Genomic DNA, 21,812 nt, shown 5'->3' on the forward strand with positions numbered 1-21,812 from the left:
AATGAAGTGCTCGATATTCGAGCGGTTCACCGCCATGGCGTCCACATAATGAACGCGGTCGGCTATGCTGGACGAATGCCTCGGTCAACGCAGGAGAGCTCGCATGTGGTCGAGCGAGCCGCGCGCCTGCTGCGGGCCATCAGCGCGTACCGCTCCGATGGCGCATCGACCACCGAATTGGCGAATACCACCGGCCTGGCCCGGCCGACCGCACACCGACTGCTGGTCTCGCTGGCGGAACAGGGCCTCGCGGACCGGGACGCTAAGACCGGACGCTGGTCGCTCGGCCCCGAGCTGTATCTGCTCGGCGCGGTGGCCACGAACCGATACGACATCACGGACCACGCTCGCGACATCGTCGAACAGATCTCCCGGCTCACCGGTGAGAGCGCCTTCCTGTCCGCGCATCGAGGCGACGAGACGGTCTGCATCCTGTGTCGTGAGGGCAGTTTCCCGCTGCGTTCGCATGTCCTGCACGAGGGCAAACGTTTTCCGCTGGGCGTGGCCTCGGCGGGCCTGGCCATTCTGAGTCACCTCCCGGCCCGGGAGATCGACGACTACCTCCGGCACACCGATCTCGCACCCGAGTGGGGCGAGGTGCATTCGGAAGAGCAAGTGCGACAACGCATCCGGACGACCCTGGCCGACGGGTACGCCGTGAATCCCGGACTCATCGTCGAGGGCAGCTGGGGTATCGGGGCCGCGGTGTTCGACCGGGGCGGACGCCCCGCGTGGGCCCTGAGCCTGACCGGCGTCGAGACCCGCTTCCGGGAACCGAGACGAACCGAATTGGGCAGGCTGCTGCTCGAGCATGCCCATCGGCTCTCGGTCCGGCTCAAATCCCTCTGACCGGCCTGTGCTCCTCAGCCGACGCGCTGGTCACCCGCTCGCCGCACGATCTGCTCGGCGTGCCGGAACACCGGAGCATCGACCATCTTGCCCTCGAAGCCGAATACTCCGCGCTCGTTCCCTGCCGCCGCGAGAACCCTTCGGGCCCAGTCCAATTCCTCATCAGTGGGTGCGTAGGCCGCGCGAATCACCGCCACCTGTTTCGGGTGGATCGCGACCTTCACATCGAATCCGACCGCGACCGCGTCATCGGCCTCCGCACGCAGCCCGTCGAGATTCCCGATATCCAGGAACACCCCGTCCAGCGCCAGCTTGCCGTACGCCTTGGCGGCCAGCAGACAACTCGACCGCAGATGTACCGCCACATCCCGGTACGTGCCGTCCGCGCGGCGGCTCGCGGTGCCGCCGAGACCGGCGACCAGATCCTCCGCACCCCACATCACGGCTGCCGTATTGGCCGCCCGCGCCGATTCCGCGACCGTCACCACGCCCAGCGGCGATTCGATCAGGGCGATCACCGGATACGGCGCGAGCGAGGAAACCTGTTCCGCGGATTCACATTTGGGCAACATCACCCGGGTGTAGCGGGTCTCGCGCAACGCCTCCAGATCCAGGCGCTGATCCTCGGTACCGTGCGCGTTGACGCGCACCACGGTCCGCTCCGGATCGAGCGGCGTATCGATCATCGCCTGCCGCGCCGCCACCCGATCCGCCGCCGCGACGCCGTCCTCGAGGTCCAGGATCACCACATCGGCGGCAGCCGCCGCCTTGGCGAACCGTTCGGGTCGATCGGCCGGGCAGAACAACCACGCCGGACCCGCCGGGGTCCAGGACGCCTGCGTCGAATCCATCTCACTGTCCTTCCGGCCGTTTGCGCACCATCGTCTTGCGTACCGCGGTCGCGACGACGTCACCATGCTGATTGCGAGCGGTGTGGGCGAAGGTCACGATGCCCTCCCCCGGGCGGCTCCTGGACTCTCGCTTCTCCAGGATCTCGGTCTCCGCGTACAGCGTGTCACCGTGGAATACCGGCTTGGGGAACGCGATCTCGGAGAACCCGAGATTGCCGACGATCGTGCCCTGCGTCAGCTGCGCCACGGACAGGCCGACGAGGGTGGACAGGGTGAACATGGAATTCACCAGTCGCGCGTTGAACGGCGGCAGGTCGTCGGCGAACGCGGCGTCCAGGTGCAGCGCCTGGGTGTTCATCGTCAACGTGGTGAACAGGACGTTGTCCGCCTCGGTGACGGTGCGTCCCGGGCGGTGCTCGTATACCGCGCCGGTCTCGAACTCCTCGAACCACAACCCGCGCTGCACGATTCGGCGCGGCTGCCCGTCGGTCGCCGGTTCCTGGTTCACAGTCCCGCCTCCCGCGCGATCAACATCAACTGCACCTCGGTGGTGCCCTCACCGATCTCCAGGATCTTCGAGTCCCGGTAATGCCGCGCCACGGCGTATTCGTTCATGAATCCGTAGCCGCCGAAGATCTGCGTCGCGTCCCGGGCGTTGTCCATCGCCGCCTCGCTCGCCGCCAGCTTCGCGATCGCCGCCTGTTTCTTGAACGGCTTGCCCGACAACATCAATGCCGCCGCGTCGTAGTACGCGGTGCGGGCGGTGTGCGCACGCGCCTCCATTCGCGCGATCTTGAACGCGATCGCCTGATTCGCACCGATCGGCCGCCCGAACGCCTCGCGCTCCTTGGCGTAGCGGACCGATTCGTCGACGCAGCCCTGCGCCGCGCCCACGGACAACGCCGCGATCGCGATGCGGCCCTCGTCCAGGATCCGCAGGAAGTTCGCGTAGCCGCGCCCGCGCTCCCCGAGCAGATTCTCCCGGGGCACCCGGACGTCGTCGAAGCTGAGCGGATGGGTGTCCGAGGCATGCCAGCCGACCTTGTCGTAGGCCGGTTCCGCGGTGAATCCGGGGGTCGAGGTGGGCACCAGGATCGTCGAGATCTCCTTCTTGCCACCGTCTTTCACGCCCGTCACCGCAGTCACGGTGACCAGTTTCGTGATGTCGGTACCGGAGTTGGTGATGAACTGCTTACTGCCGTTGATCACCCAGTCCGCACCGTCCTCGATGGCGGTGGTGCGCGTGCCCCCGGCGTCGCTGCCCGCCTCGGGTTCGGTCAATCCGAAGGCGGCCAAGGACTTTCCGCTCGTCAGCCGCGGCAGCCACTCCTGCTTCTGCGCCTCGTTGCCGAAGCGGTACACCGGCATCGCGCCGAGCGAGACGCCCGCCTCGAGAGTGATCGCCACGGACTGGTCGACCTTGGCGAGCTCCTCGAGCGCGAGACACAGCGCGAAGTAGTCGCCGCCCTGACCGCCGTACTCCTCCGGGAACGGCAGGCCGAACAGGCCGAGTTCGGCCATGCCCGCGACCACCTCGTACGGGAAGGTGTGGTTGGCGTCGTGCTCGGCGGCGACCGGCGCGACCACCGACCGGGTGAAGTCGCGGACCGTCTTCGCCAGCTGGGCGTAGTCGTCCGGTAGCGCCCCCGTGCATAGATAGTCGGTCATCTCTCGGCGTCCTTCTCGTTCTGCTCGTTCTGCTCGTTGGGAATCACACGCGCCAGCAACTGGTCGACCTTGACCTGATCGCCGGCGCAGACATGGATCTCGACCGTGCCGTCGACCGGCGCGGTGAGAGCGTGTTCCATCTTCATCGCCTCGACGACCACGATCGTCGTTCCGGCGGTGACGGCGGCGCCGGATTCGACGCCCACCGCGATGACCGAGCCCGGCATCGGGCTGGTCAGCTCCGCCTCCCCGGCGTGCTCGTCGCCGGCGCGGATGTTCTCCTCCGCCACCTCGCGGATCGTCACGACACCCGAAGACGTTGCCAGCCAGAGGTTTTCGTCCTGTTCCGCGACTCGGTAGGTCTCGCCGAGGCCGCCGATCCGCACCCGAAGTTCGGACCCGCTCAGCGAGGCCGCGAGCGGTCGGGCCTGGCCGTCCTCGAGCCTGACGACCGCCGCGCCGGGGCTGCCGGTGATGCCGACGTGCACGACGCGACCGGCCGTCGCGTACCGGAACGTGGTCGGCTGCGGACCGCCCACCCGCCATCCGCTCGGCACATCCCAGGGATCGGCCGCGCCGGTCGGCCACAGGTTCAACCACCGGTACGCCCCGGCGGCGATGATCTGATCGTCCGAGGGCTCGGCGGCCACGAAATCCGCCACCCGCCGGTCCAGCAGCCCGGTGTCCAGGCGACCGGCCACCACATCGGGGTCCGCGAGCAGGAAGCGCGTGAACTCGATATTGGTGACGACACCGAGCACCGCGGTCTCGGCCAGCGCCCGATCGAGCCCGCGCAGCGCCGCCGCGCGATCGGCGCCGTGCGCGATCACCTTCGCCAGCATCGGGTCGTAATCGCTGCCCACGACCGTCCCCACCCGCAGACCGGAATCGACGCGAACCCCGGAACCGGCCGGTTCGACCAGATCCACGACCGTGCCGCCGGTGGGCAGGAACCCGCGCGCCGGATCCTCGGCGTAGATGCGCGCCTCGATCGCGTGCCCGGTCATCGTGATGTCGTCCTGGGTGATCGTCAGCTTCTCACCGGCCGCGACCCGCACCTGCCATTCCACCAGGTCCAGGCCGGTAACCAGTTCGGTGACCGGATGTTCGACCTGCAGCCGGGTGTTCATCTCCATGAAGAAGAACTCGTCCGGGCGATCCGCGGACACGATGAACTCCACCGTCCCCGCGCCCGCGTAATCGACACTGCGGGCGGTATCGCACGCGGCGGCCCCGATCCGGGCACGCGTCGCCTCGTCGAGCAGGGGCGAGGGAGCTTCCTCGATCACCTTCTGATGCCGCCGCTGCAGACTGCACTCGCGCTCGCCCAGATGGATCACGTTGCCGTGCGCATCGGCGAGAATCTGCACCTCGATATGCCTGGGCCGCAACACGAATCGCTCCAGGAACAACGTGTCGTCACCGAATGCGGAGGCCGCCTCACGCCGGGCGCTGACCAGCGCGGCGGGCAGATCGGCCGGATTCTCGACCATTCGCATGCCCTTGCCGCCACCGCCCGCCGACGGCTTGACCAGCACCGGATATCCGATGTCCGCGGCGGCGGCGATCAGGTCGGCGTCGGTCAGTCCCGGCTTCGCGATCCCCGGCACCACCGGCACGTCGAACGCCGCGACCGCGTTCTTCGCGGTGATCTTGTCGCCCATCACCTCGATCGCGTGCGCGGACGGACCGAGGAACGCGATCCCCGCCGCATCCAGTGCCGCGGCGAAATCGGCGTTCTCGGAAAGGAATCCGTATCCCGGATGCACGGCCTGCGCGCCCGTCCGGCGCGCGGCGTCCACCACCTTGCCGATATCGAGATAGCTCTCCCGCGCCGCGGCGGGACCGAGCAGCACCGCGACATCCGCCTCGCGCACATGCCGCGCATCCACATCCGCCTCGCTGTACACCGCGACGGACCGGATGCCCATCGCCCGCAGCGTGCGGATCACCCGCACCGCGATCTCGCCCCGATTGGCCACCAGCACGGTGTGGAAGAGGCGGGGCTCGCCGTCCGCCGATGTCGTCGTCATTCTGCTCATCGTCATCACATCCGGAACACGCCGTAGGAAACCGGCTCGATCGGCGCGTTCGCGCACGCCGAAAGAGCAAGTCCGAGAATGGTTCTGGTATCGGCGGGGTCGATGATCCCGTCGTCCCACAGGCGCGCGGTCGAATAGTACGGATTGCCCTGCGCCTCGTACTGCTCCCGGATGGGCGCCTTGAACGCCTCCTCGTCGCGGGCCGACCACGGGTTGCCCGAGGAGTCGAGTTGCTCGCTGCGCACCGTCGCCAGCACCGAGGCCGCCTGCTCGCCGCCCATCACCGAGATCCGGGCGTTGGGCCACATCCACAGGAATCGCGGCGAATAGGCACGCCCGCACATCGAATAGTTGCCCGCGCCGTAGGAACCGCCGATGACCACGGTCAGCTTCGGCACCCGCGCACAGGCCACAGCGGTCACCATCTTCGCGCCGTGTTTGGCGATCCCACCGGCCTCGTACTCCCGCCCGACCATGAATCCGGTGATGTTCTGCAGGAAAAGCAGCGGAATGCTGCGCTTGTCGCACAGCTCGATGAAATGCGCGCCCTTCATCGCCGACTCGCCGAACAGCACCCCGTTGTTCGCGACGATGCCGACCGGATGCCCGTGGATCCGGGCGAAACCGGTGACGAGCGTCTTACCGTACTCGGCCTTGAACTCCTGGAAGCTCGAACCGCCGTCGGCGTCGCCGCGATCGACCACCCTGCGGATCACCTCGTGCACGTCGTACGGTGTGCGCGAGTCGGTGGGCACCACATCGTACAACTCGGACGGGTCCGCGACCGGATCGAGTGCCGGCGTCACCTCCCACGGCCGCGCCGCGCGCGGCCCGAGCGTGGCGACGATGTTCCGGACGATCCGCAGTGCGTCCTGGTCGTCACTGGCGAGATGATCGGTCACCCCGGAGACCTTCGAGTGCAGATCGCCGCCGCCGAGTTCCTCGGCCGTGACCACCTCACCGGTGGCCGCCTTCACCAGCGGCGGACCGCCGAGGAAGATCGTGCCCTGATTGCGCACGATCACCGCCTCGTCGCTCATCGCCGGAACGTAGGCGCCACCCGCGGTGCACGAACCCATCACCGAGGCGATCTGGGCGATCCCCTTGGCGCTCATCGTGGCCTGGTTGTAGAAGATCCGGCCGAAATGCTCGCGATCCGGGAACACCTCGTCCTGGCGCGGCAGGAACGCTCCACCCGAATCGACCAGGTAGATGCACGGCAGATTGTTCTGCAGCGCCACCTCCTGCGCGCGCAGGTGCTTCTTCACCGTCATCGGGTAGTAGGTGCCGCCCTTGACTGTCGCGTCGTTCGCGACGATCACGCACTCACGTCCCGATACCCGCCCGATGCCGGAGATCATGCCGGCGCCCGGGCACTGGTCGTCGTAGAGGCCGTTCGCCGCCAACGGGGACAGTTCCAGGAACGGGCTGCCGGGATCGAGCAGCGTGTTGACCCTGTCCCGCGGCAGCAACTTGCCGCGGTCGATGTGCCGCTTGCGCGCCTTCTCGCCGCCGCCCAGTGCGGCGACCCGGAGGTTTTCGCGCAGTTCCGCCACCAGCCGCTCGTGTTCGGCTCTGTTGCCGACCCGGTCCAGACCCATCTCGCCGCCCGTCGTATTCCGGCCATTCGTGACCGTGGAGTCGATTCGGTTAATACTCGCTCACCGAATTTAAGATAACTGTGATTAACTGAGTTGTCCACACACGCGTGCACGGAGAGGAGATTCGGCGGTGCTGCCCGACCGTGAGCCGAGCGACGAGCCGAGACCCACCCGGCGCAGCCAGGCCAAGGCCGACCGGCGCCGGCAGCTGCTCACCGCGGCCGCCCGCCTGATCGCCGAGCGCGGTTACGCCGGAGTCCGGCTCGAAGACCTCGGGTCCGCCGTCGGCATCAGCGGCCCCGCGGTCTACCGGCACTTCCCCAACAAGGAAGCGGTCCTGGTCGAACTGCTCGTGGGCATCAGCGCGCGACTGTTCGAGGGCGGCACCGATGTGGTGGCCGCGGCCGCCGACCCCGCGACGGCCATCGCGGGCCTGATCGAATTCCATCTCGACTTCGCACTCGGCGAGTCCGATCTGATCCGCATCCAGGACCGCGACCTGGGATCGCTGCCCGACTCGGCCCGCCGCCAGGTGCGCCGGTATCAGCGCCGCTACGTCGAACTGTGGGTGCAGGTACTGCGCGAAACCGATCCGGGGCTGTCGGAGACCGAGGCGCGCACCAAGGCGCACGCCATCTTCGGACTGATCAACTCCACACCACACAGCATGGCCGGCACGTCCCCAGCCGTAACCCGAGATGTATTGCGGCGCATGACTGTTGCCGCGCTGGCCCCCGGCGTGTGAGTCAGGCGGCGCGGCCGTCTCCTGCCGCTGCCGCATTCCTACGCGAAGGCCGGACAACCCGGTGAGCGGCGGGATCGCAGCGGACTCGATGACGCCGACACCCCGCCCCGCGCCGCAGCCACTTTCAGGCGCTGATCCCCGCGGTGAGCAGGCCGGCCAGTTCCCGATAGGCGTCGGCGTCATCGAGTCCGGTGCGGTCCCGCACGCCGCCCTGCTGGATGCGGACCATCATGGTGGCGGTGAGGTCGGCGGCGAATGCGGCATGGACGCCGCGGAATTCACCCGCCGCGACGCCCTCGTCGATCAGTTCACGCACCCGGGCGGCCGCGATGCGGGTGTTGCGCTCGTAGATCTCGCGAGCGGGCGGGAAGGCGTCCAGATCGGTCATGAACCGATCCGAGGCGGTCGACAATTCGGTTCCGACCGCGGACAAGTACGCCACGATCCGCCGGCGCGCACCGGTGATCGGCCGGACCCGGGCCTCGACCTCCTCGGTGGCGCGCCGGAAGAAATGCACGGTCGCGGCACGGACCAGCTGCTCCTTACTTCCGGCGAGGGTATAGAGCGTGGACTTCGAGCAACGCAGGCGGGTGGCGATATCGCCGAGGGTCAGGTGCGCGAAACCCTCGGCGAGGAACAGATCGACCAGAGCGTCGAACAGTTCGGTGCGCCGCTGCGTGGCGAACTCGGTCGGAGCCATATCCGCGATGATGCCATATCCGAAGCAGTACTGAAGTACTCCTTGTAGTACTATGCTGCTCGACAGTACCGTAGTTCGTAACCCGGTACTTGTTCACGTACCTATTTCTTTCGAGTGGCAAGGGAGTTGTCCGTGGCCGTCGATCGTCTGCTGCCCACCGCCGAGGCACATGATCTGATCCAGCTGACCCGCGATATCGCCGACAAGGCGCTCGCACCGATCGTCGACGCCCACGAGAAGGCCGAGACTTACCCCGACGGCGTCTTCGCCACGCTCGGTGCGGCCGGGCTGCTGAGCCTGCCGTATCCGTCCGAATGGGGCGGCGGCGACCAGCCGTACGAGGTGTACCTACAGGTGCTCGAGGAGATCGCGGCCCGGTGGGCCGCAGTGGCGGTGGCGGTCAGCGTGCACAGCCTCTCGTGTCATCCCCTGATGATGTTCGGCACCGATGACCAGAAACAGCGTTGGCTCCCGGATATGCTGGGCGGCAACATGATCGGGGCGTACAGCCTGTCCGAACCACAGGCCGGTTCCGACGCCGCGGCACTGGCTTGCAAGGCCACCCCCACCTCGGACGGCTACCGCATCTCCGGCACCAAGGCATGGATCACCCACGGCGGCGTGGCCGACTTCTACACCCTGTTCGCCCGCACCGGCGAAGGCTCACGCGGCATCTCGTGTTTCCTGGTCGACAAGCAAACCCCCGGCCTGAGCTTCGGCAAGCCCGAGGAGAAGATGGGCCTGACCGCCGTCCCCACCACCACCGCACACTACGACGACGCGATCATCGACTCCGCACGCCGCATCGGCGAGGAAGGCCAGGGCCTGCAGATCGCCTTCAGCGCACTGGATTCCGGACGCCTCGGCATCGCCGCCGTGGCCGTGGGCCTGGCCCAGGCCGCACTCGACGAGGCCGTGGCCTACGCCCAGGAGCGAACCACGTTCGGCCGCAAGATCATCGACCACCAGGGCCTGGGCTTCCTGCTCGCCGACATGGCCGCCGCCGTCGACTCCGCCCGCGCCACCTACCTCGACGCCGCCCGCCGCCGCGACGCGGGACTCCCCTACTCCCGCAACGCATCCGTTGCCAAACTGATCGCCACCGACGCCGCCATGAAAGTCACCACCGACGCGGTGCAGGTCCTCGGCGGCTACGGCTACACCCGCGACTTCCGCGTCGAGCGCTACATGCGCGAAGCCAAGATCACCCAGATCTTCGAGGGCACCAACCAGATCCAGCGCCTCGTCATCGCCCGGACCCTCGCCCAATCCTGACCGCTACCACGGGCCCCGGCCGAAATCGATCCGGAACGTGGGGTCCTGCGGCACTCTGATGTGCGGTGTCAGTTCACCGACCGTCGTGACCTGCACCGCGTCGGTCAGCGTGCCGAGGGCCAGCGGCTGCTTCGGCGGGGGCCAGAACGAGTACACCTCCGGATCACGATTCGCGCCGACGAGACGTCCGGTCGCCATGGCGGTGTGCGCGTTCTGCTCACCCCATCCGGACCAGATGATCAGATCGCCACGCTCGGGCCGGGGGCCGAGCGGATCGTCCGGGAGATAGCGCTGCGTGCCGTGCGGAAGCATCGTGCGAACCAGGTTGTGCTCGAAGTTGTCCGGCAGTATGCCCCGGCTTCGCGCGCGCCGCGCTCTGCCGCTCAGCAACGGGGCGAACTGCTCACGCAACTGATCGCGAGTGAGCACGTTCCGGCGCGCGGCAGCCCACATGATCATCTCGTTGCAGTTGCACCCGAAGGCCTCGTCGAGCTCCGGGAGCGGCCCCGCGGTCTTGGCCAGGATCCACGCCTCGAACTTGCGCAGGTGCATATCCTTCGGACGGAAATTCGTCCATATCGCTTTCGCGCCCGACAGGTGGATCCGTTGCAGTTCATCCGCGACCACCAGTGGTGCGCGTTCATCCGGTTGCGCGGACCCGGACGACCCGAGCGCTCCGGTCGCAGGGTCGGGTTCGTCGCGGTGAATCCCATGCGCGGACGCCGCATCGGACTCGGTGTATTCGGAGACGTCATGAAGTTCGCCCGCGACGTCCCGTAGCGGCCTCTCCGCAGCGCGCCCCTCGCGCTTGACCAACCGAACGAGTGTCTGGGCCAGTTCGGAAGCCACGTCACGCAGCAACGCAATCCTCCCGTCCGCCCCGCGGCCGGTCGACACCTTCCTCGACCCGCGAACAAGTCGGGCCCCGAGACCGGCGAATCCGCGCGCGGGTACCATACTGCGCCCGCTACACCTTTGCCACAGTCGAGAATTGCGAACCCGGATGCGACACCCGGTATTCCGCTGCCGCTCGGGGCGATCATGCGCGCTTCGCGCCGCACCTTCATCGATCGCGCAGGCGAGTTCCACTGCTATGGTGCTCGTAATAATCTGCCGCACAATGGATTACGAGCCAGCGGGATTCTCCGACATCGCCCGGACACGTCCCAGCACATCCGGATAGCGCCGCAGGTGGGCGCCACCGTTGAGATCGAGCGTCGCGCCGGTCATCCAGCGGGTGTGCTCCGAGGCGAGGAATACCGCCGCACCCGCGATCTCCTCCGGGCGGCCGCTGCGCCCGAGCGGGGTGTTCTCCAGATATTCCTCGCGCAGCCCCGGCACCAGCGCGACACCGGCCACCAGCGGCGTGTCGACCAGGCCCGGGGAGATGGCGTTCACCCGGATGCCGCGTTCGGCGAGTTCGAGTGCGGCGACCTCGACCAGCATCAGCACTCCGGCCTTCGCGGCGCAGTAGGCCGCCATACCGGTTCCCGGTTGCCGGCCGTTGAGGGACGCGATGCAGACGATGCTGCCGCCGTCCGCCAGATGGCGGCCGGCATGTTTGATCACCAGGAAGGTACCGGTCAGGCAGACGTCGACGGTCGTGCGCCAACCGGAGAGTTCGAGTTCGGTGATCGGGCCGGGTACCGAGACGCCCGCACAGTGCACGACCGCATCCGCGCCCGCCGCGGCGGCGAACGCCTCGGCTACCGAATCCTCGTCGGTCACGTCCATCCGCCACCGATGTGACCGCGTCACCCAGTTCGTCGGCCAACCGCCCGGCCGCGGCCGCATCGATATCGGCGACGACGACCCGGTAGCCGAGGGCGGCCAGGGCGCGCACCGTCGCCGCACCGATACCGGATGCCCCACCCGTCACCACGGCCGTGCGATCCCGCGGCGCGCTCATGCGGTCCGCTCCGCATCGAGCTTCGCAGCGACCGGAGCCGCCTCGACGAGATGTCTGCTCAGGAAACGGATCTGGTGGGCGACCGCGGCCTCGAACCACGCCTGCCCCGGGAACACGTCGAAGTGGTCACACGGATAGTGCCGCACCTCGGCTCGCGCCGTGAAGGCGACCTTCGCCGCGGCGTGCGGCGGCGCCACCCGGTCGAAATCGGCGATCTGCGTCAGCACCGGCGCACCGATCCGACTCGCGCACCGCCCGACCCGATAACCGCCGAGTTCCAGACCGACCGCGGCGTCCACCTCGTTACGCCAGGTCGGACCGGCCAGGGCGAGATAGCTTTCGTAATATCCCTCGGCGGTCAGCGCCGCGCGTTCGCCCGGACGACCGACCAGCGGCATCATCACCGCCTCCCGCCCGACCCGGGACGAGAGCGCACTGCGCACCGCCGTCACCGTCGATCCGGCGATCGCCCCCGCGCCCAACTGCTGGTACGCCAGGCGCCCAGCGGCCGCCCCGGACACCAGCGGAACCATCGCGATCACGGCGCACACGTCCGTGCGATCCGCGGCGACGGTCAGCGCGTGACCACCCGACATCGACACGCCCCACACGATCACCCGCGCGGCGTCCACCCCCGGCTGCCGCCCGGCCGCCGCAATGGCGGCCCGATAGTCCTGCGCCTGCTCGACCATCGAAACCCGTTGCCGCCGAACACCTCCCGAAGCGCCGAAGCCTCGGTAGTCGAATGCGAGCACGGCGAGTCCGGCGTCCCGCAGGGCCCGCGCGAACGGCGCGAGTCCGGAATCCTTCGTCCCACCGAAACCGTGCGCCATCACCACCGCCGGATGCCCCGCGGCCCGCTCGAACGCGCCACCCGGACTCGGATCGAAAAACCATCCATCACAGTCGATTCCATCCGAATCGAACGAGATCTGCCGATAGTCCGCGCTCATCCGTTCACCTCCTGCGTCGCTGCCGATCCGCCCATCCGCAGCCGGAGCCACGATCGCGATGCTTCCCAGCGCACCGCGGCGCGAACCCCGCCGCGGGTGAATCCGAAACTCCCTGCCGAGTGAGTCATCTCGTGATCAACAGACATATGCCGCCGATCAGCCCCGGTTATCTCCGAAGCGGCGCGGCCACCAGCGCGGACATCCGCGGTCATCGGCTCACCTCCTGCTCACCCGCGTGCGACCAGGTCGGTGGACCGCCCGAGGCGGCGCGGCGGGCTCCGGCGGGTAGTTCGCGGGTGCGCATGTCGTGCTCGTAGAGGAAGTAGTCGACCTGTTGGGTATGGCGGGGGCGGTCGAGCATGTGGCCGGTGTAGCGCTGCTGGTCCGCGACGATGCCCCGGCGCATGTCGGACTCGGCGGGCAGGCGGTAGCGGCCGATCGCGTACGCGCCTATCAGTCGCGCCTGGCATTCGACGAACGGGAACAGGGTCGGGGTGGACTGTGCGAATCCGGCGAACACCAGATCGTCCATGCCGGGCAGGAACATTCGCTTGTACAGATCGATCCGGTTGTCCGGGGCGCTGATGAAGTCGGGATCGAAGAACGGGAAGGTGATGTTGTAGCCGGTGGCATAGATGACGATGTCGAAGTCATCACTGCTGCCGTCCTCGAAATGCACTGTGCGCCCGTCGAATCGGGTGATATCAGGTTTGGGCAGCACATCACCGGAGCCCAGCCGAAGCGGCAGTTCCACCGACTGCGTCGGATGCGCCTCGAAGAAGTTGTGATTCGGCGTGGGCAATCCGTAGTTCTCCGGCCGCCCCGCGGTCAGCGGCTGCCCCCACTGGGCGATCTTGCGCTGCCAGGACAGCGGCAGATACGGGGTCGTGCGGTAGTACTTGTCGGCGGGACGACCGGCGATGTACTTCGGCACGATCCACGCGCTCGAGCGGGTGGACAGGGTCAGCCGGTTGCCCAGCGCCTTCGAGGACAGCTCCACGGCGATATCGGCCGCGCTGTTGCCCAGGCCCACCACCAGGATTCGCCGGTCACTGAAGTCCATCGGGGTGCGCGGGTCGACGTAGTGGTGCGCGTGCATCGTCTCGCCGGTGAACTCGCCCGGGAAATTCGGGTACCGCGGATCCCAGTGATGTCCGTTGGCCACCACCAGCAGGTCGAAGCGCCGGGTCTCCCCACGCTGGGTGTCCAGTTCCCAACCGCCGCCGGGCAGCCGCCGCGCGTGGGTGACGCCGTTGCCGAATTCGATGGCCGAGCCGAGATCGAAAGCCGCGCAATAGTCGTCGAGATACTGCTTGATCTGGGTGTGATGCGGGAAGTCCGGATAACTCTCCGGCATCGGGAAGTCGCGGAAGGACAGCTGATGCTTCGAGGTGTCGATATGCAGGGACCGGTAAGCGCTGGAGTGGCCGTTCGGATTGCCGAACGCCCAGTTGCCCCCGACCCGGTCGGAGGATTCGAAGCACACGTACGGCACGCCGTAGTCGTTGAGCATCTTGCCCGCGGTCAACCCGCTGATACCGGCGCCGATCACGGCGGTACGCGGTAGGTACATTCCCGATCCTTCCGAGCCCAGTAGACAGATAGACGATTCTGTCTACGGTAGACAGAATCTCAGAACTGTCTACGCTTTGCTATGGTTTTCGCGGAACCAGTGGCGATCCGCCCTCGGCGGACCTTCGAGGCGGAAGCGGGGCGCGTGACCGAGGCACCGACGACACAGGTGATGGACCGGTTACTCGACGCGGCCCAGACACTGTTGGCGCGCAAGGGAATTCGCGCTACCACCGTCAGCGAGGTGGCCGAGGAGGCCGGGGTGTCGCGGGCGTGGCTGTACCGGCATTTCCCGGACAAGGCGACGCTGCTGGGTGCGGCGATCGTGCGGCTGAGCGATTCCTACTGGAGTGATGCCCGCGCCGAACTGGACACCCTCGACACCTTCACCGAACAACTCGTCGCGGGCGTGCGCATCGGCCGGCACACCTACGACGAGCCGGGCGCGCTCCCCCTGCGGCTGCGCATGGCCGAACCCGAGGAGTTCGCCGCCTGCGCCGGCGCGGGCGTATCGGGCCTGGTGCCTGATCTTGCCTCGTTCTGGCTGCCCTACGTCGAGGCCGCCGCCGCCCGCGGCGAGATCCACCCCCACCACGACCTGACCGAGGTAGCCGAATGGGTCGCACGGGTATTGATCACTCTCGGCACCATCCACGGCGAGACGATCGACGCCGACGACCCCGCCGCGGTCCTGCGCCACATGCGCCGCTTCGTCATGCCGGGTCTGCGAGCCGACCCGCTACGCGAATCCTGAACGGCCGCACGGGGGCCGGTGTTTCCGGCAATCAGCTCAGGAACCCATCCGCGCAACCGGATACGAAGCGGCACCGATCACCGTCCGTGGTCAGCCCAGTGCGCCCGGCACGAGATCCTGGACGGCGGCGGCGCTGCGGGCGAGCATGGTGCGGAACATGCGGTCGCCGCGTTCTGTGGGTTGGACTGCGCCGCAACCGAAGACGATGATCAGCGGGGCTTGGATCAGCGAGGCGGCGTAGTCGCGGCGGCACTGGTCCAGCGAGTAACCGGTGACGCCGTGGGCGAGCAGGGCCTCGTGGTAGTCGGCCAGGAGACCTTGTTCCGCGGCCCGCCGGTCCTCGACGGTGAGGCTGGTGGACAAGAGAAACGCTATGTCGCGCAGCGGATGTCCGGGCGTGATGGTCTGCCAGTCGATGACGGTAACAGCGTCCTCGGGGCCGAACATGATGTTGTCCACCCGCAGATCACCGTGCAGCAGGGCGAATTGTTCGATCGGGGCGACCAGCCACTTCCCCGCGGTCGCCTCGAGCCAGTCCAGGAGGGCGGATTCCGGCGCGGTGAGGCGATCGGCGAATCGGTTCCGGAAGGCCGTGGTCATCGGGGCGAGAACCGATTCCATCAAATCGCGATCCGCCTCGGTCGGCAGGGCGAGCCCGGGTTCGCGCAGCAGCGTCTCGTCACACCAGCGCGGTCCGTGCAGTGCGGCCGCCGCGACGGCGACCGCACGCGCCTGCGGCACCGTACATCCGGCGATCTGGTCACCCTGCTGCGCGGGAGCGAGATCATCCAGCAGCAAGAGGAATTCACTGCCGGACTCGGACACCACCGAGGCGTGAGCGCGAGGCACCGGCACCCGAACCGTCGTCGCGAGGTCGCGATAGAAGCGCACCTCGTTGCGAAATGCGCCGGATCCGAACTCCCGCTGCTCTTTCGGACCGGTGGCGAGTTTGGCGACCATCCGGACCGGAAGCCGGGTCTCGCCCCGGTACCCCAGGTTCAGCCGGAAGGACCCGGCCATCTGGCCCGACCCGATCGGCATGGCGGTCGCGGACTCCACGACGACGTCATGCCCCGCGTCACGCAGTAGTGCGGTGAGCCGCTCGGGGGTGAGTTCCGTCGCATCCGTGGGGATATCGTCCGGCACCGTCATCGAATCTCCTCGGTATCGTCGCGATAGGCCGCGACGATCGGCTGCAATTCCCGCGGCGAGGCGCCGTGCAGGATGACGTGGTCCGCCCCGAGATCGAATTCGGCGCGAACGCGATCGGCGCAGGCGGCGGGCGACCCGGTGGCCGAGGCGGCGAGCCATTCGTCCGGAATCAGTCCGGCGATATGCTCGATCTGTTCGTCGGTGGCCTTGGCGTCGATCGCACCCGGGATCGAGCCGACCACCGGGTCGTTCCGAAAGCGTTCCAGCACAGCGGGATCCCAGCGATTCGTCCGCACCATCAGATCGCCGTAACCCTGCAGATACGACGAGAGCCGCGCGACGGTCTTACGCAGCCGGACCGGTTCGGGCAGATGATCGCCCACCGTCGCCAGGCAGGACCACACCCGGACATCGGCGGGATCGCGACCGGCGCGTTCGGCCGCGGTTTTCACCGTGTCGACACAGCGGCGCAGGGTCTCGGGCGTGAAGTAGGTGTGCAGGATGACGTCGTCGAACGAACGTCCGCCCAGGGCAAGGCTCTTCGGGCCGAAGGCGACCAGACCGAGCCGGATGTCCTCGTCCATGTCGGGATCGAGCACCAGAACCGGATACCGGCCCATCGGGCCCTCATGACCGACGATGGTCTCCCCGCGCCACAATCGGCGCATCACCTGCGCCCAGTCCGCCATCTGCGCCGTGGTCACCGGCGGCACCCCGAAGGCGGCCTGCATGGGTGCGATGCCGCGGCCGATACCGAGGGTGAACCGGCCACCGGAGAGACGATGCATCGTGGTCGCCCACGATGCGGTCACGAGTGGATGCCGGGTGTTGTGATTGGTTGCGGCCGTGGCGATCCGCATGCGTTCGGTGACCGCGCACGCCGCACCGACCAGCGAGGCGGCCTCCTTGATGTTCCACCGCTCGGAGATGAACGCGGTGCCGAACCCCATCTCCTCCCCCGCCCGCGCCTCCTCGATCAGCGCGCCGGGCCCGCTACCGCCCGCACCCGCCAGCAGGTAGTAGCCGAGTTCATCGAGCGTGCCGGCCATCTCAATCTGCCGCCCGTACACCCGCGGCAAGGCCGCCGACCTGCACGACTCCGCTACCCAGCCGTTTCATGCGGGTGACCGTAGCACAAGTCCGAACACATTTATAGACACCAGTCCAGACGATAGGCTGCCCATGCGGAAGAGAATTTCACTCGGAGAGTTATCACCACGAAGGAGGGCTCATGCTCAGGGTTGTGCAGTGGGCGACCGGCGGCGTCGGCAAGGCCGCGATCGAGGCCGTGCTTCGGCACCCGGAACTCGAACTCGCCGGATGCTACGTCCATTCCGAGGACAAGAACGGTATGGATGTCGGGGAGATCCTGGGCATCGACCCGCTCGGGGTCGCCGCGTCGAACGACATCGACGCCATCCTCGCGCTGGACGCCGATGCGGTGGTCTACTCCCCGCTGATCCCGAATTCCGAGGAGGTCACGCGAATCCTGCGCTCGGGCAAGAACATCGTGACACCGGTGGGCTGGTTCTATCCGGGAGAACGCGACGCCGCGCTCGCGCAGGCGGCCGTGGCCGCCGGAGTCACCCTGCACGGCACCGGCATCAATCCCGGCGGCACCACCGAACTGCATCCGCTGGTGCTCTCGGCGATGTCCTCGGCGGTCACCTTCGTGCGCGCGGAGGAGTTCTCCGATATGCGCACCTACAACGCCCCCGATGTGCTGCGCTGGGTGATGGGCTTCGGCGGCACCCCGGACGAGGCGTACAAGAGCCCCATGCTGGGCCTGCTGTCCGGCGGATTCACCCAATCGGTGCGCATGTGCCTGGACACCCTGGGTTTCGCCGAGGCGACGATCGGCACCTCGCACGACGTCGCCGTCGCCGCCGCGCCGATCGACTCGCCGATGGGCGTCATCGAGCCGGGAAAGGTTGCCGCCCAACGGTTCCAGTGGGATGCGACGATCGACGACCAGGTCGTGGTGCGGATCGCGGTCAACTGGCTGATGGGCGAGGAGAACCTCGAACCGGCGTGGGAGTTCGGCCCGCAGGGCGAACGCTACGAAATCGAAATCCACGGCGACCCGGACACATTCGTGGTCATCCACGGCTGGCAGCCCGCGAGCGTCGCGGAGGGACTGCGCCGCAATCCCGGCATCGTGGCCACGGCCAACCACTGCGTCAATTCGATTCCCTACGTCTGCGCCGCCGAGCCGGGCATCCGAACCTTCCTCGACTTGCCGTTGATCGCCGGACGCGCTCATCCCGATCTGGCTGCCGGGTCACGCTGAGGACCGTGCCTCTTCCCGATCGGGGTAGTCGCGGCAGCCGATTGTGAACCTTCCCAACCGATCCGGCCGGACCCTGCCACCTGCCCAGGATCGGGCGAGCCACCTACGCCCGCAACGGGTCCGGGTTATCTTCGCCCGATGGTGCGCAATGTGAGACTTTCCCGCCGCGCCGCCCTGCTCTCGGGCGGCGCACTGGCCGGTGCGCTGGCGATCGGCCCGTGGGCGCGCGGGTCCGCACGGGCCGAGCAGCCGATATGTCCTCCCCGCTATCCGGGATATTCCGCACAGGACTGGGCAAAACCGTTCTCGCGCTTCATGACCGCCCACACGCTCCCGGCGCCCGATCCGGTACGGGCGGCCTTCGCCGGACCGCCCGTCCCGGCCGCGCGCATTCCCGACTTCACCGGCCTCACCCGCGAACTCGCGCCGACGGGCTATTCGCCGATCGAGACCGGGTACGGGCAGACCGCGACCGGGATCTCCTGGGTGGCATGCCGTACCGAGATGCCCCGGGTGACCGCCCGGATGTGGGACTGGTGGTTCGGCTGGCACTCGAATGATTCGGCCCGATACAAGCTGTGGCACCCGGACGCGCACAGGTACGCCTCGATCGCCGTCGACAGAACCGCCGCTCCGGTATCCGATCGCACCAGGTACGTCGGCAACATCTCCTACGTCGACGAGTACATCGGCCCGAAACTCCAGCAGCTCGCGATCCGCTTCGACGACCCGGCCCGGCACGGGTTCACTGTCCCGGACGGGCACACCGTGGTATTCGGCCGGGTCGGCAGTTCGGTCGCGCCGGTGGATCTCGGCTGGCTCGCGCACCAGGTCCGGCCGGTGCCCGGTGGCGTGGAGATGCGCAGCCGCTTCTACCTGAATCTGTACGGACTACACGCGCCCGATGCGGGACAAGCGTTGTGCGCCACCGAGCGCGGGGCCGCCGTCGATCCCCGTGACGTGGTGCTGGGCATGGACGTGGCCCGTAATCTACTGATGCACTGCGGGCAGGAGATGCATCACCTGTCGAGGTTCCTGCCGGAGCTGTACGAGGCGTTCGGGCGCTGACCCGACGCCTACGCGGAATCCGCGTCGGACGGCGCGGAATCCGAATTGCCTACGCCCGCAGCAAGGTACGTCCGCAACGCCGACAGCGTCGATGCCAGCAACGCCTCCAGCGACGACTCGGAGTCCTCGAGCCACTGCTCGTAGGCGCTCAGCGCGAGCGCCAGGGTCACCTGTCCGGCGGTGCGCGGCAACAGATCTCCCGGATCCAGCTCGAACCGCCGCGCCACGAAATTCGTGATCACCGCGCGCCACTGCTGATAGCGCAGCACCGAATGCGCTTGCAGCGCAGGCGTTGCCAGAATCAGATGCATCCGCTGCCGATGTGAGGCGACCGCGTCGGGATCGAGCCGGTTGAATTCGATGACCGCCCGCTGCACCGCCTCGTGCACCGGCACATCCTCGGGCATATCGTCCAGATGCCGCGCCAGATGTACGAGGCTGGCGTCGAACTGTCCCCACGGGATGTCGTTCTTGGACTTGTAATAGCGGAACAGCGTCCGACGGCCGACCCCCACCGCCGCGGCGATGTCGTCCAGTGACGTCGCGTCGAAACCGCGCTCGGCGAACAGGCGGAAGGCCACCGCCTCGATCGCGCCGTGATCGGTGGCCGGGGGTCTGCCCGGTGATTTGCGCACTCGATCGCTCACCCAGCGAAGTTAGCAGAATTCGTCGGCCCCCTTCCTTTATGGCCTCCGGTGCCATTATTATCCAGATCACACATTCAGCACTCCGAAGGAGAGTCATGAGCGAGCACAACCGCACCGAATACGGCACAGCCGCCCAGCAGACCCAGACCGACACCCAGCTCGACCCCGCCGCGGACAGCCTCGTCGAGGACGTCTCGATCGATGGCATGTGCGGTGTCTACTGAGGTGAACGCGAACGCCGGCGCCGAGGGGGCATTCGATGCCCGCTCGGCGTGGCAGCTGGCTCCGACGGTCTCGCTGCGCAGCGAGCCCTTCGGGGCCCTGGCCTACGACTTCCACACGCGCAAGCTGTCTTTCCTGAAGTCGGTACAGCTGGTCGGCGTCGTCGAACAGCTCGCCGAATGTCCCTCGGCGCTGTCCGCGATCGACCGCGCCGGCGTTCCGGCGAATGAGCAGCAACGATACGTGTCCGCGCTCGCCGCCCTGGCGCGCAGCAAGATGATCACCCCTCGAAAGCCGGAGGCCCGCACTCCATGACGACTCTGCTTCCCGACCCCGCACCCGCTCCCGCTCCCGTCCCCCGGCTCATCGAGCAGTTCGAACGCGGCCTCAACGCCCCGATCTGCCTGACCTGGGAACTCACCTACGCCTGCAACCTGGCCTGCGTGCACTGCCTGTCCTCCTCGGGCCGCCGCGACCCGCGCGAGCTGAGCACCGAACAGTGCAAGGCAGTCATCGACGAGCTGCAGCGCATGCAGGTGTTCTACGTCAACATCGGCGGCGGCGAGCCCACCGTGCGCAGCGACTTCTGGGAGTTGCTCGACTACGCCGTATCGCACGACGTCGGCGTCAAATTCTCCACCAACGGCGTGCGCCTGACCCCCGAGCGCGCCGCGAGACTCGCGGCCACCGACTACGTGGACGTGCAGATCTCGCTGGACGGCGCGACCGCGGAGGTCAACGACGCGGTCCGCGGGCCCGGATCGTTCGATATGGCCACCCGCGCACTGGCGAACCTGGCCGACGCCGGATTCCGGGACGCGAAGATCTCGGTCGTGGTGACCAGGCACAACGTCAACCAGCTGGACGAATTCCAGGCGCTGGCCGACCGTTACGGCGCGACACTGCGCCTGACCCGGCTGCGTCCGTCCGGCCGCGGCGCGGACACCTGGGACGAATTGCATCCCACCGCCGCGGATCAGCGCGTGCTCTACGACTGGCTGATGGCCAACGGCGAATCGGTGCTCACCGGCGATTCGTTCTTCCACCTGGCCGCCTTCGGCGAATCGCTGCCGGGGCTGAACCTGTGTGGCGCCGGGCGAGTGGTGTGCCTTATCGATCCGGTCGGGGACGTGTACGCCTGCCCGTTCGCGATCCACGACACGTTCAAGGCGGGCAATCTGCTCACCGACGGCGGATTCGCCAGTGTCTGGCGGGAATCCGCGCTGTTCACCGAACTGCGCAAGCCCACCGGCGGCGGCGCCTGCGCCTCCTGCGATTTCTACGATGCCTGCCGCGGCGGCTGTATGGCGGCCAAGTTCTTCACCGGTCTGCCGCTGGACGGCCCGGATCCCGAATGCGTGCAGGGATACGGTGAATCGCTGCTGGCCGACCGCACCCCGGGCGAGACGCCCAAGCCCTCGCAGGACCACTCCCGAACCGGCACGAAGCGGGCGGTATCCCTCGGTATGCCACGCCGCGCCTGCTCCGAAAGCCCTGTCTAGACAAGGAATCCC

General features: G+C 67.8%; 21 protein-coding genes and 1 pseudogene. 9 read left to right on the forward strand and 13 right to left on the reverse strand.

Annotated features, from left to right (window positions below; genetic code table 11):
• Positions 1–75 precede the first annotated feature (75 nt).
• Entirely contained in the window at positions 76–849 is a 774-nt protein-coding gene (locus tag NV1_RS31575) for an IclR family transcriptional regulator (protein WP_067900029.1), read from the forward strand.
• 14 nt (positions 850–863) lie between these two features.
• Here the strand turns inward: NV1_RS31575 and NV1_RS31580 are convergent, their stop codons facing one another.
• Genes NV1_RS31580 through NV1_RS31600 form a run of 5 tightly spaced genes read right to left on the reverse strand, consistent with a single transcriptional unit; the run spans position 864 to position 7,011 of the window.
• Positions 864–1,700: an HpcH/HpaI aldolase/citrate lyase family protein gene (locus NV1_RS31580; protein WP_067899764.1), complete on the reverse strand. Its 837-nt coding sequence runs from the start codon at positions 1,698–1,700 to the stop codon at positions 864–866.
• Position 1,701: 1 nt separating this feature from the next.
• Positions 1,702–2,208 carry a MaoC family dehydratase gene (locus tag NV1_RS31585; protein ID WP_067899767.1) on the reverse strand — a complete coding sequence of 169 codons (507 nt, stop codon included), beginning with the start codon at positions 2,206–2,208 and terminating at the stop codon, positions 1,702–1,704.
• Positions 2,205–3,368 (reverse strand): acyl-CoA dehydrogenase family protein, encoded by a 1,164-nt coding sequence (locus tag NV1_RS31590; protein WP_067899770.1) that lies wholly within the window; start codon positions 3,366–3,368, stop codon positions 2,205–2,207. Before NV1_RS31590 ends, NV1_RS31585 begins: the two co-directional genes overlap by 4 nt.
• Positions 3,365–5,410: an acetyl/propionyl/methylcrotonyl-CoA carboxylase subunit alpha gene (locus NV1_RS31595; protein WP_373864677.1), complete on the reverse strand. Its 2,046-nt coding sequence runs from the start codon at positions 5,408–5,410 to the stop codon at positions 3,365–3,367. Before NV1_RS31595 ends, NV1_RS31590 begins: the two co-directional genes overlap by 4 nt.
• A 5-nt stretch (positions 5,411–5,415) precedes the next feature.
• Positions 5,416–7,011 carry a carboxyl transferase domain-containing protein gene (locus NV1_RS31600; RefSeq protein WP_067899772.1) on the reverse strand — a complete coding sequence of 532 codons (1,596 nt, stop codon included), beginning with the start codon at positions 7,009–7,011 and terminating at the stop codon, positions 5,416–5,418.
• Between the two features lie 133 nt (positions 7,012–7,144).
• Between NV1_RS31600 and NV1_RS31605 the strand changes: the two genes are divergently transcribed.
• Complete coding sequence (locus NV1_RS31605) at positions 7,145–7,756, forward strand: SACE_7040 family transcriptional regulator (protein ID WP_067900034.1); 612 nt, start codon at positions 7,145–7,147, stop codon at positions 7,754–7,756.
• A 124-nt stretch (positions 7,757–7,880) separates the two neighbouring features.
• Here NV1_RS31605 and NV1_RS31610 read toward each other — a convergent pair whose 3' ends face one another.
• On the reverse strand, positions 7,881–8,456 hold the full coding sequence (locus tag NV1_RS31610; protein WP_067899774.1) for a TetR/AcrR family transcriptional regulator: 576 nt from the start codon (positions 8,454–8,456) through the stop codon (positions 7,881–7,883).
• 132 nt (positions 8,457–8,588) lie between these two features.
• On the opposite strand from NV1_RS31610, the gene NV1_RS31615 reads away from it, so the two are divergent.
• A complete protein-coding gene (locus NV1_RS31615; RefSeq protein WP_067899777.1) occupies positions 8,589–9,731 on the forward strand; it encodes an acyl-CoA dehydrogenase family protein in 1,143 nt (380 codons plus the stop codon).
• A gap of 3 nt (positions 9,732–9,734) precedes the next feature.
• Here NV1_RS31615 and NV1_RS31620 read toward each other — a convergent pair whose 3' ends face one another.
• From NV1_RS31620 to NV1_RS31635, 4 genes and pseudogenes are all read right to left on the reverse strand, one after another.
• Positions 9,735–10,592 carry a hypothetical protein gene (locus NV1_RS31620; protein WP_157117487.1) on the reverse strand — a complete coding sequence of 286 codons (858 nt, stop codon included), beginning with the start codon at positions 10,590–10,592 and terminating at the stop codon, positions 9,735–9,737.
• Positions 10,593–10,856: 264 nt separating this feature from the next.
• Positions 10,857–11,640, reverse strand: a pseudogene (locus NV1_RS31625) (SDR family NAD(P)-dependent oxidoreductase).
• Positions 11,637–12,593, reverse strand: a complete 957-nt coding sequence (locus NV1_RS31630) for an alpha/beta hydrolase (RefSeq protein WP_067899782.1) — start codon at positions 12,591–12,593, stop codon at positions 11,637–11,639. The pseudogene NV1_RS31625 and the gene NV1_RS31630 overlap by 4 nt, the downstream one beginning before the upstream one ends.
• A 208-nt stretch (positions 12,594–12,801) precedes the next feature.
• Complete coding sequence (locus NV1_RS31635) at positions 12,802–14,166, reverse strand: flavin-containing monooxygenase (RefSeq protein WP_067899786.1); 1,365 nt, start codon at positions 14,164–14,166, stop codon at positions 12,802–12,804.
• A gap of 144 nt (positions 14,167–14,310) precedes the next feature.
• On the opposite strand from NV1_RS31635, the gene NV1_RS31640 reads away from it, so the two are divergent.
• A complete protein-coding gene (locus tag NV1_RS31640; protein ID WP_245714022.1) occupies positions 14,311–14,919 on the forward strand; it encodes a TetR/AcrR family transcriptional regulator in 609 nt (202 codons plus the stop codon).
• A gap of 90 nt (positions 14,920–15,009) precedes the next feature.
• Here NV1_RS31640 and NV1_RS31645 read toward each other — a convergent pair whose 3' ends face one another.
• Complete coding sequence (locus tag NV1_RS31645) at positions 15,010–16,071, reverse strand: phosphotransferase family protein (protein ID WP_067899789.1); 1,062 nt, start codon at positions 16,069–16,071, stop codon at positions 15,010–15,012.
• Positions 16,068–17,120 (reverse strand): TIGR03857 family LLM class F420-dependent oxidoreductase, encoded by a 1,053-nt coding sequence (locus tag NV1_RS31650; RefSeq protein WP_067900039.1) that lies wholly within the window; start codon positions 17,118–17,120, stop codon positions 16,068–16,070. The genes NV1_RS31645 and NV1_RS31650 overlap by 4 nt, the downstream gene beginning before the upstream one ends.
• A 182-nt stretch (positions 17,121–17,302) precedes the next feature.
• On the opposite strand from NV1_RS31650, the gene NV1_RS31655 reads away from it, so the two are divergent.
• Together NV1_RS31655 and NV1_RS31660 are read left to right on the forward strand one after the other, a co-directional pair.
• Positions 17,303–18,361 carry an NAD(P)H-dependent amine dehydrogenase family protein gene (locus NV1_RS31655; RefSeq protein WP_067899794.1) on the forward strand — a complete coding sequence of 353 codons (1,059 nt, stop codon included), beginning with the start codon at positions 17,303–17,305 and terminating at the stop codon, positions 18,359–18,361.
• A gap of 138 nt (positions 18,362–18,499) precedes the next feature.
• A complete protein-coding gene (locus NV1_RS31660; RefSeq protein ID WP_067899796.1) occupies positions 18,500–19,429 on the forward strand; it encodes a DAPG hydrolase family protein in 930 nt (309 codons plus the stop codon).
• 8 nt (positions 19,430–19,437) lie between these two features.
• Here NV1_RS31660 and mftR read toward each other — a convergent pair whose 3' ends face one another.
• Positions 19,438–20,076, reverse strand: a complete 639-nt coding sequence (gene mftR / locus NV1_RS31665; protein ID WP_067899799.1) for a mycofactocin system transcriptional regulator MftR — start codon at positions 20,074–20,076, stop codon at positions 19,438–19,440.
• Positions 20,077–20,171: 95 nt separating this feature from the next.
• Here mftR and mftA point away from each other — a divergent pair, with 95 nt between their 5' ends.
• From mftA to mftC, 3 genes are read left to right on the forward strand one after another with little or no spacing between them, the layout of a single operon-like run.
• Entirely contained in the window at positions 20,172–20,300 is a 129-nt protein-coding gene (mftA, locus tag NV1_RS31670; protein WP_067899802.1) for a mycofactocin precursor MftA, read from the forward strand.
• A 1-nt stretch (position 20,301) separates the two neighbouring features.
• Complete coding sequence (gene mftB, locus NV1_RS31675) at positions 20,302–20,613, forward strand: mycofactocin biosynthesis chaperone MftB (RefSeq protein ID WP_245714023.1); 312 nt, start codon at positions 20,302–20,304, stop codon at positions 20,611–20,613.
• Positions 20,610–21,800: a mycofactocin radical SAM maturase gene (mftC, locus tag NV1_RS31680; RefSeq protein ID WP_067899808.1), complete on the forward strand. Its 1,191-nt coding sequence runs from the start codon at positions 20,610–20,612 to the stop codon at positions 21,798–21,800. Before mftB ends, mftC begins: the two co-directional genes overlap by 4 nt.
• Positions 21,801–21,812: the final 12 nt, after the last annotated feature.

Origin of the sequence: Nocardia vaccinii NBRC 15922 (assembly GCF_001613305.1) — a bacterium.
GTDB lineage: Bacteria > Actinomycetota > Actinomycetes > Mycobacteriales > Mycobacteriaceae > Nocardia > Nocardia vaccinii.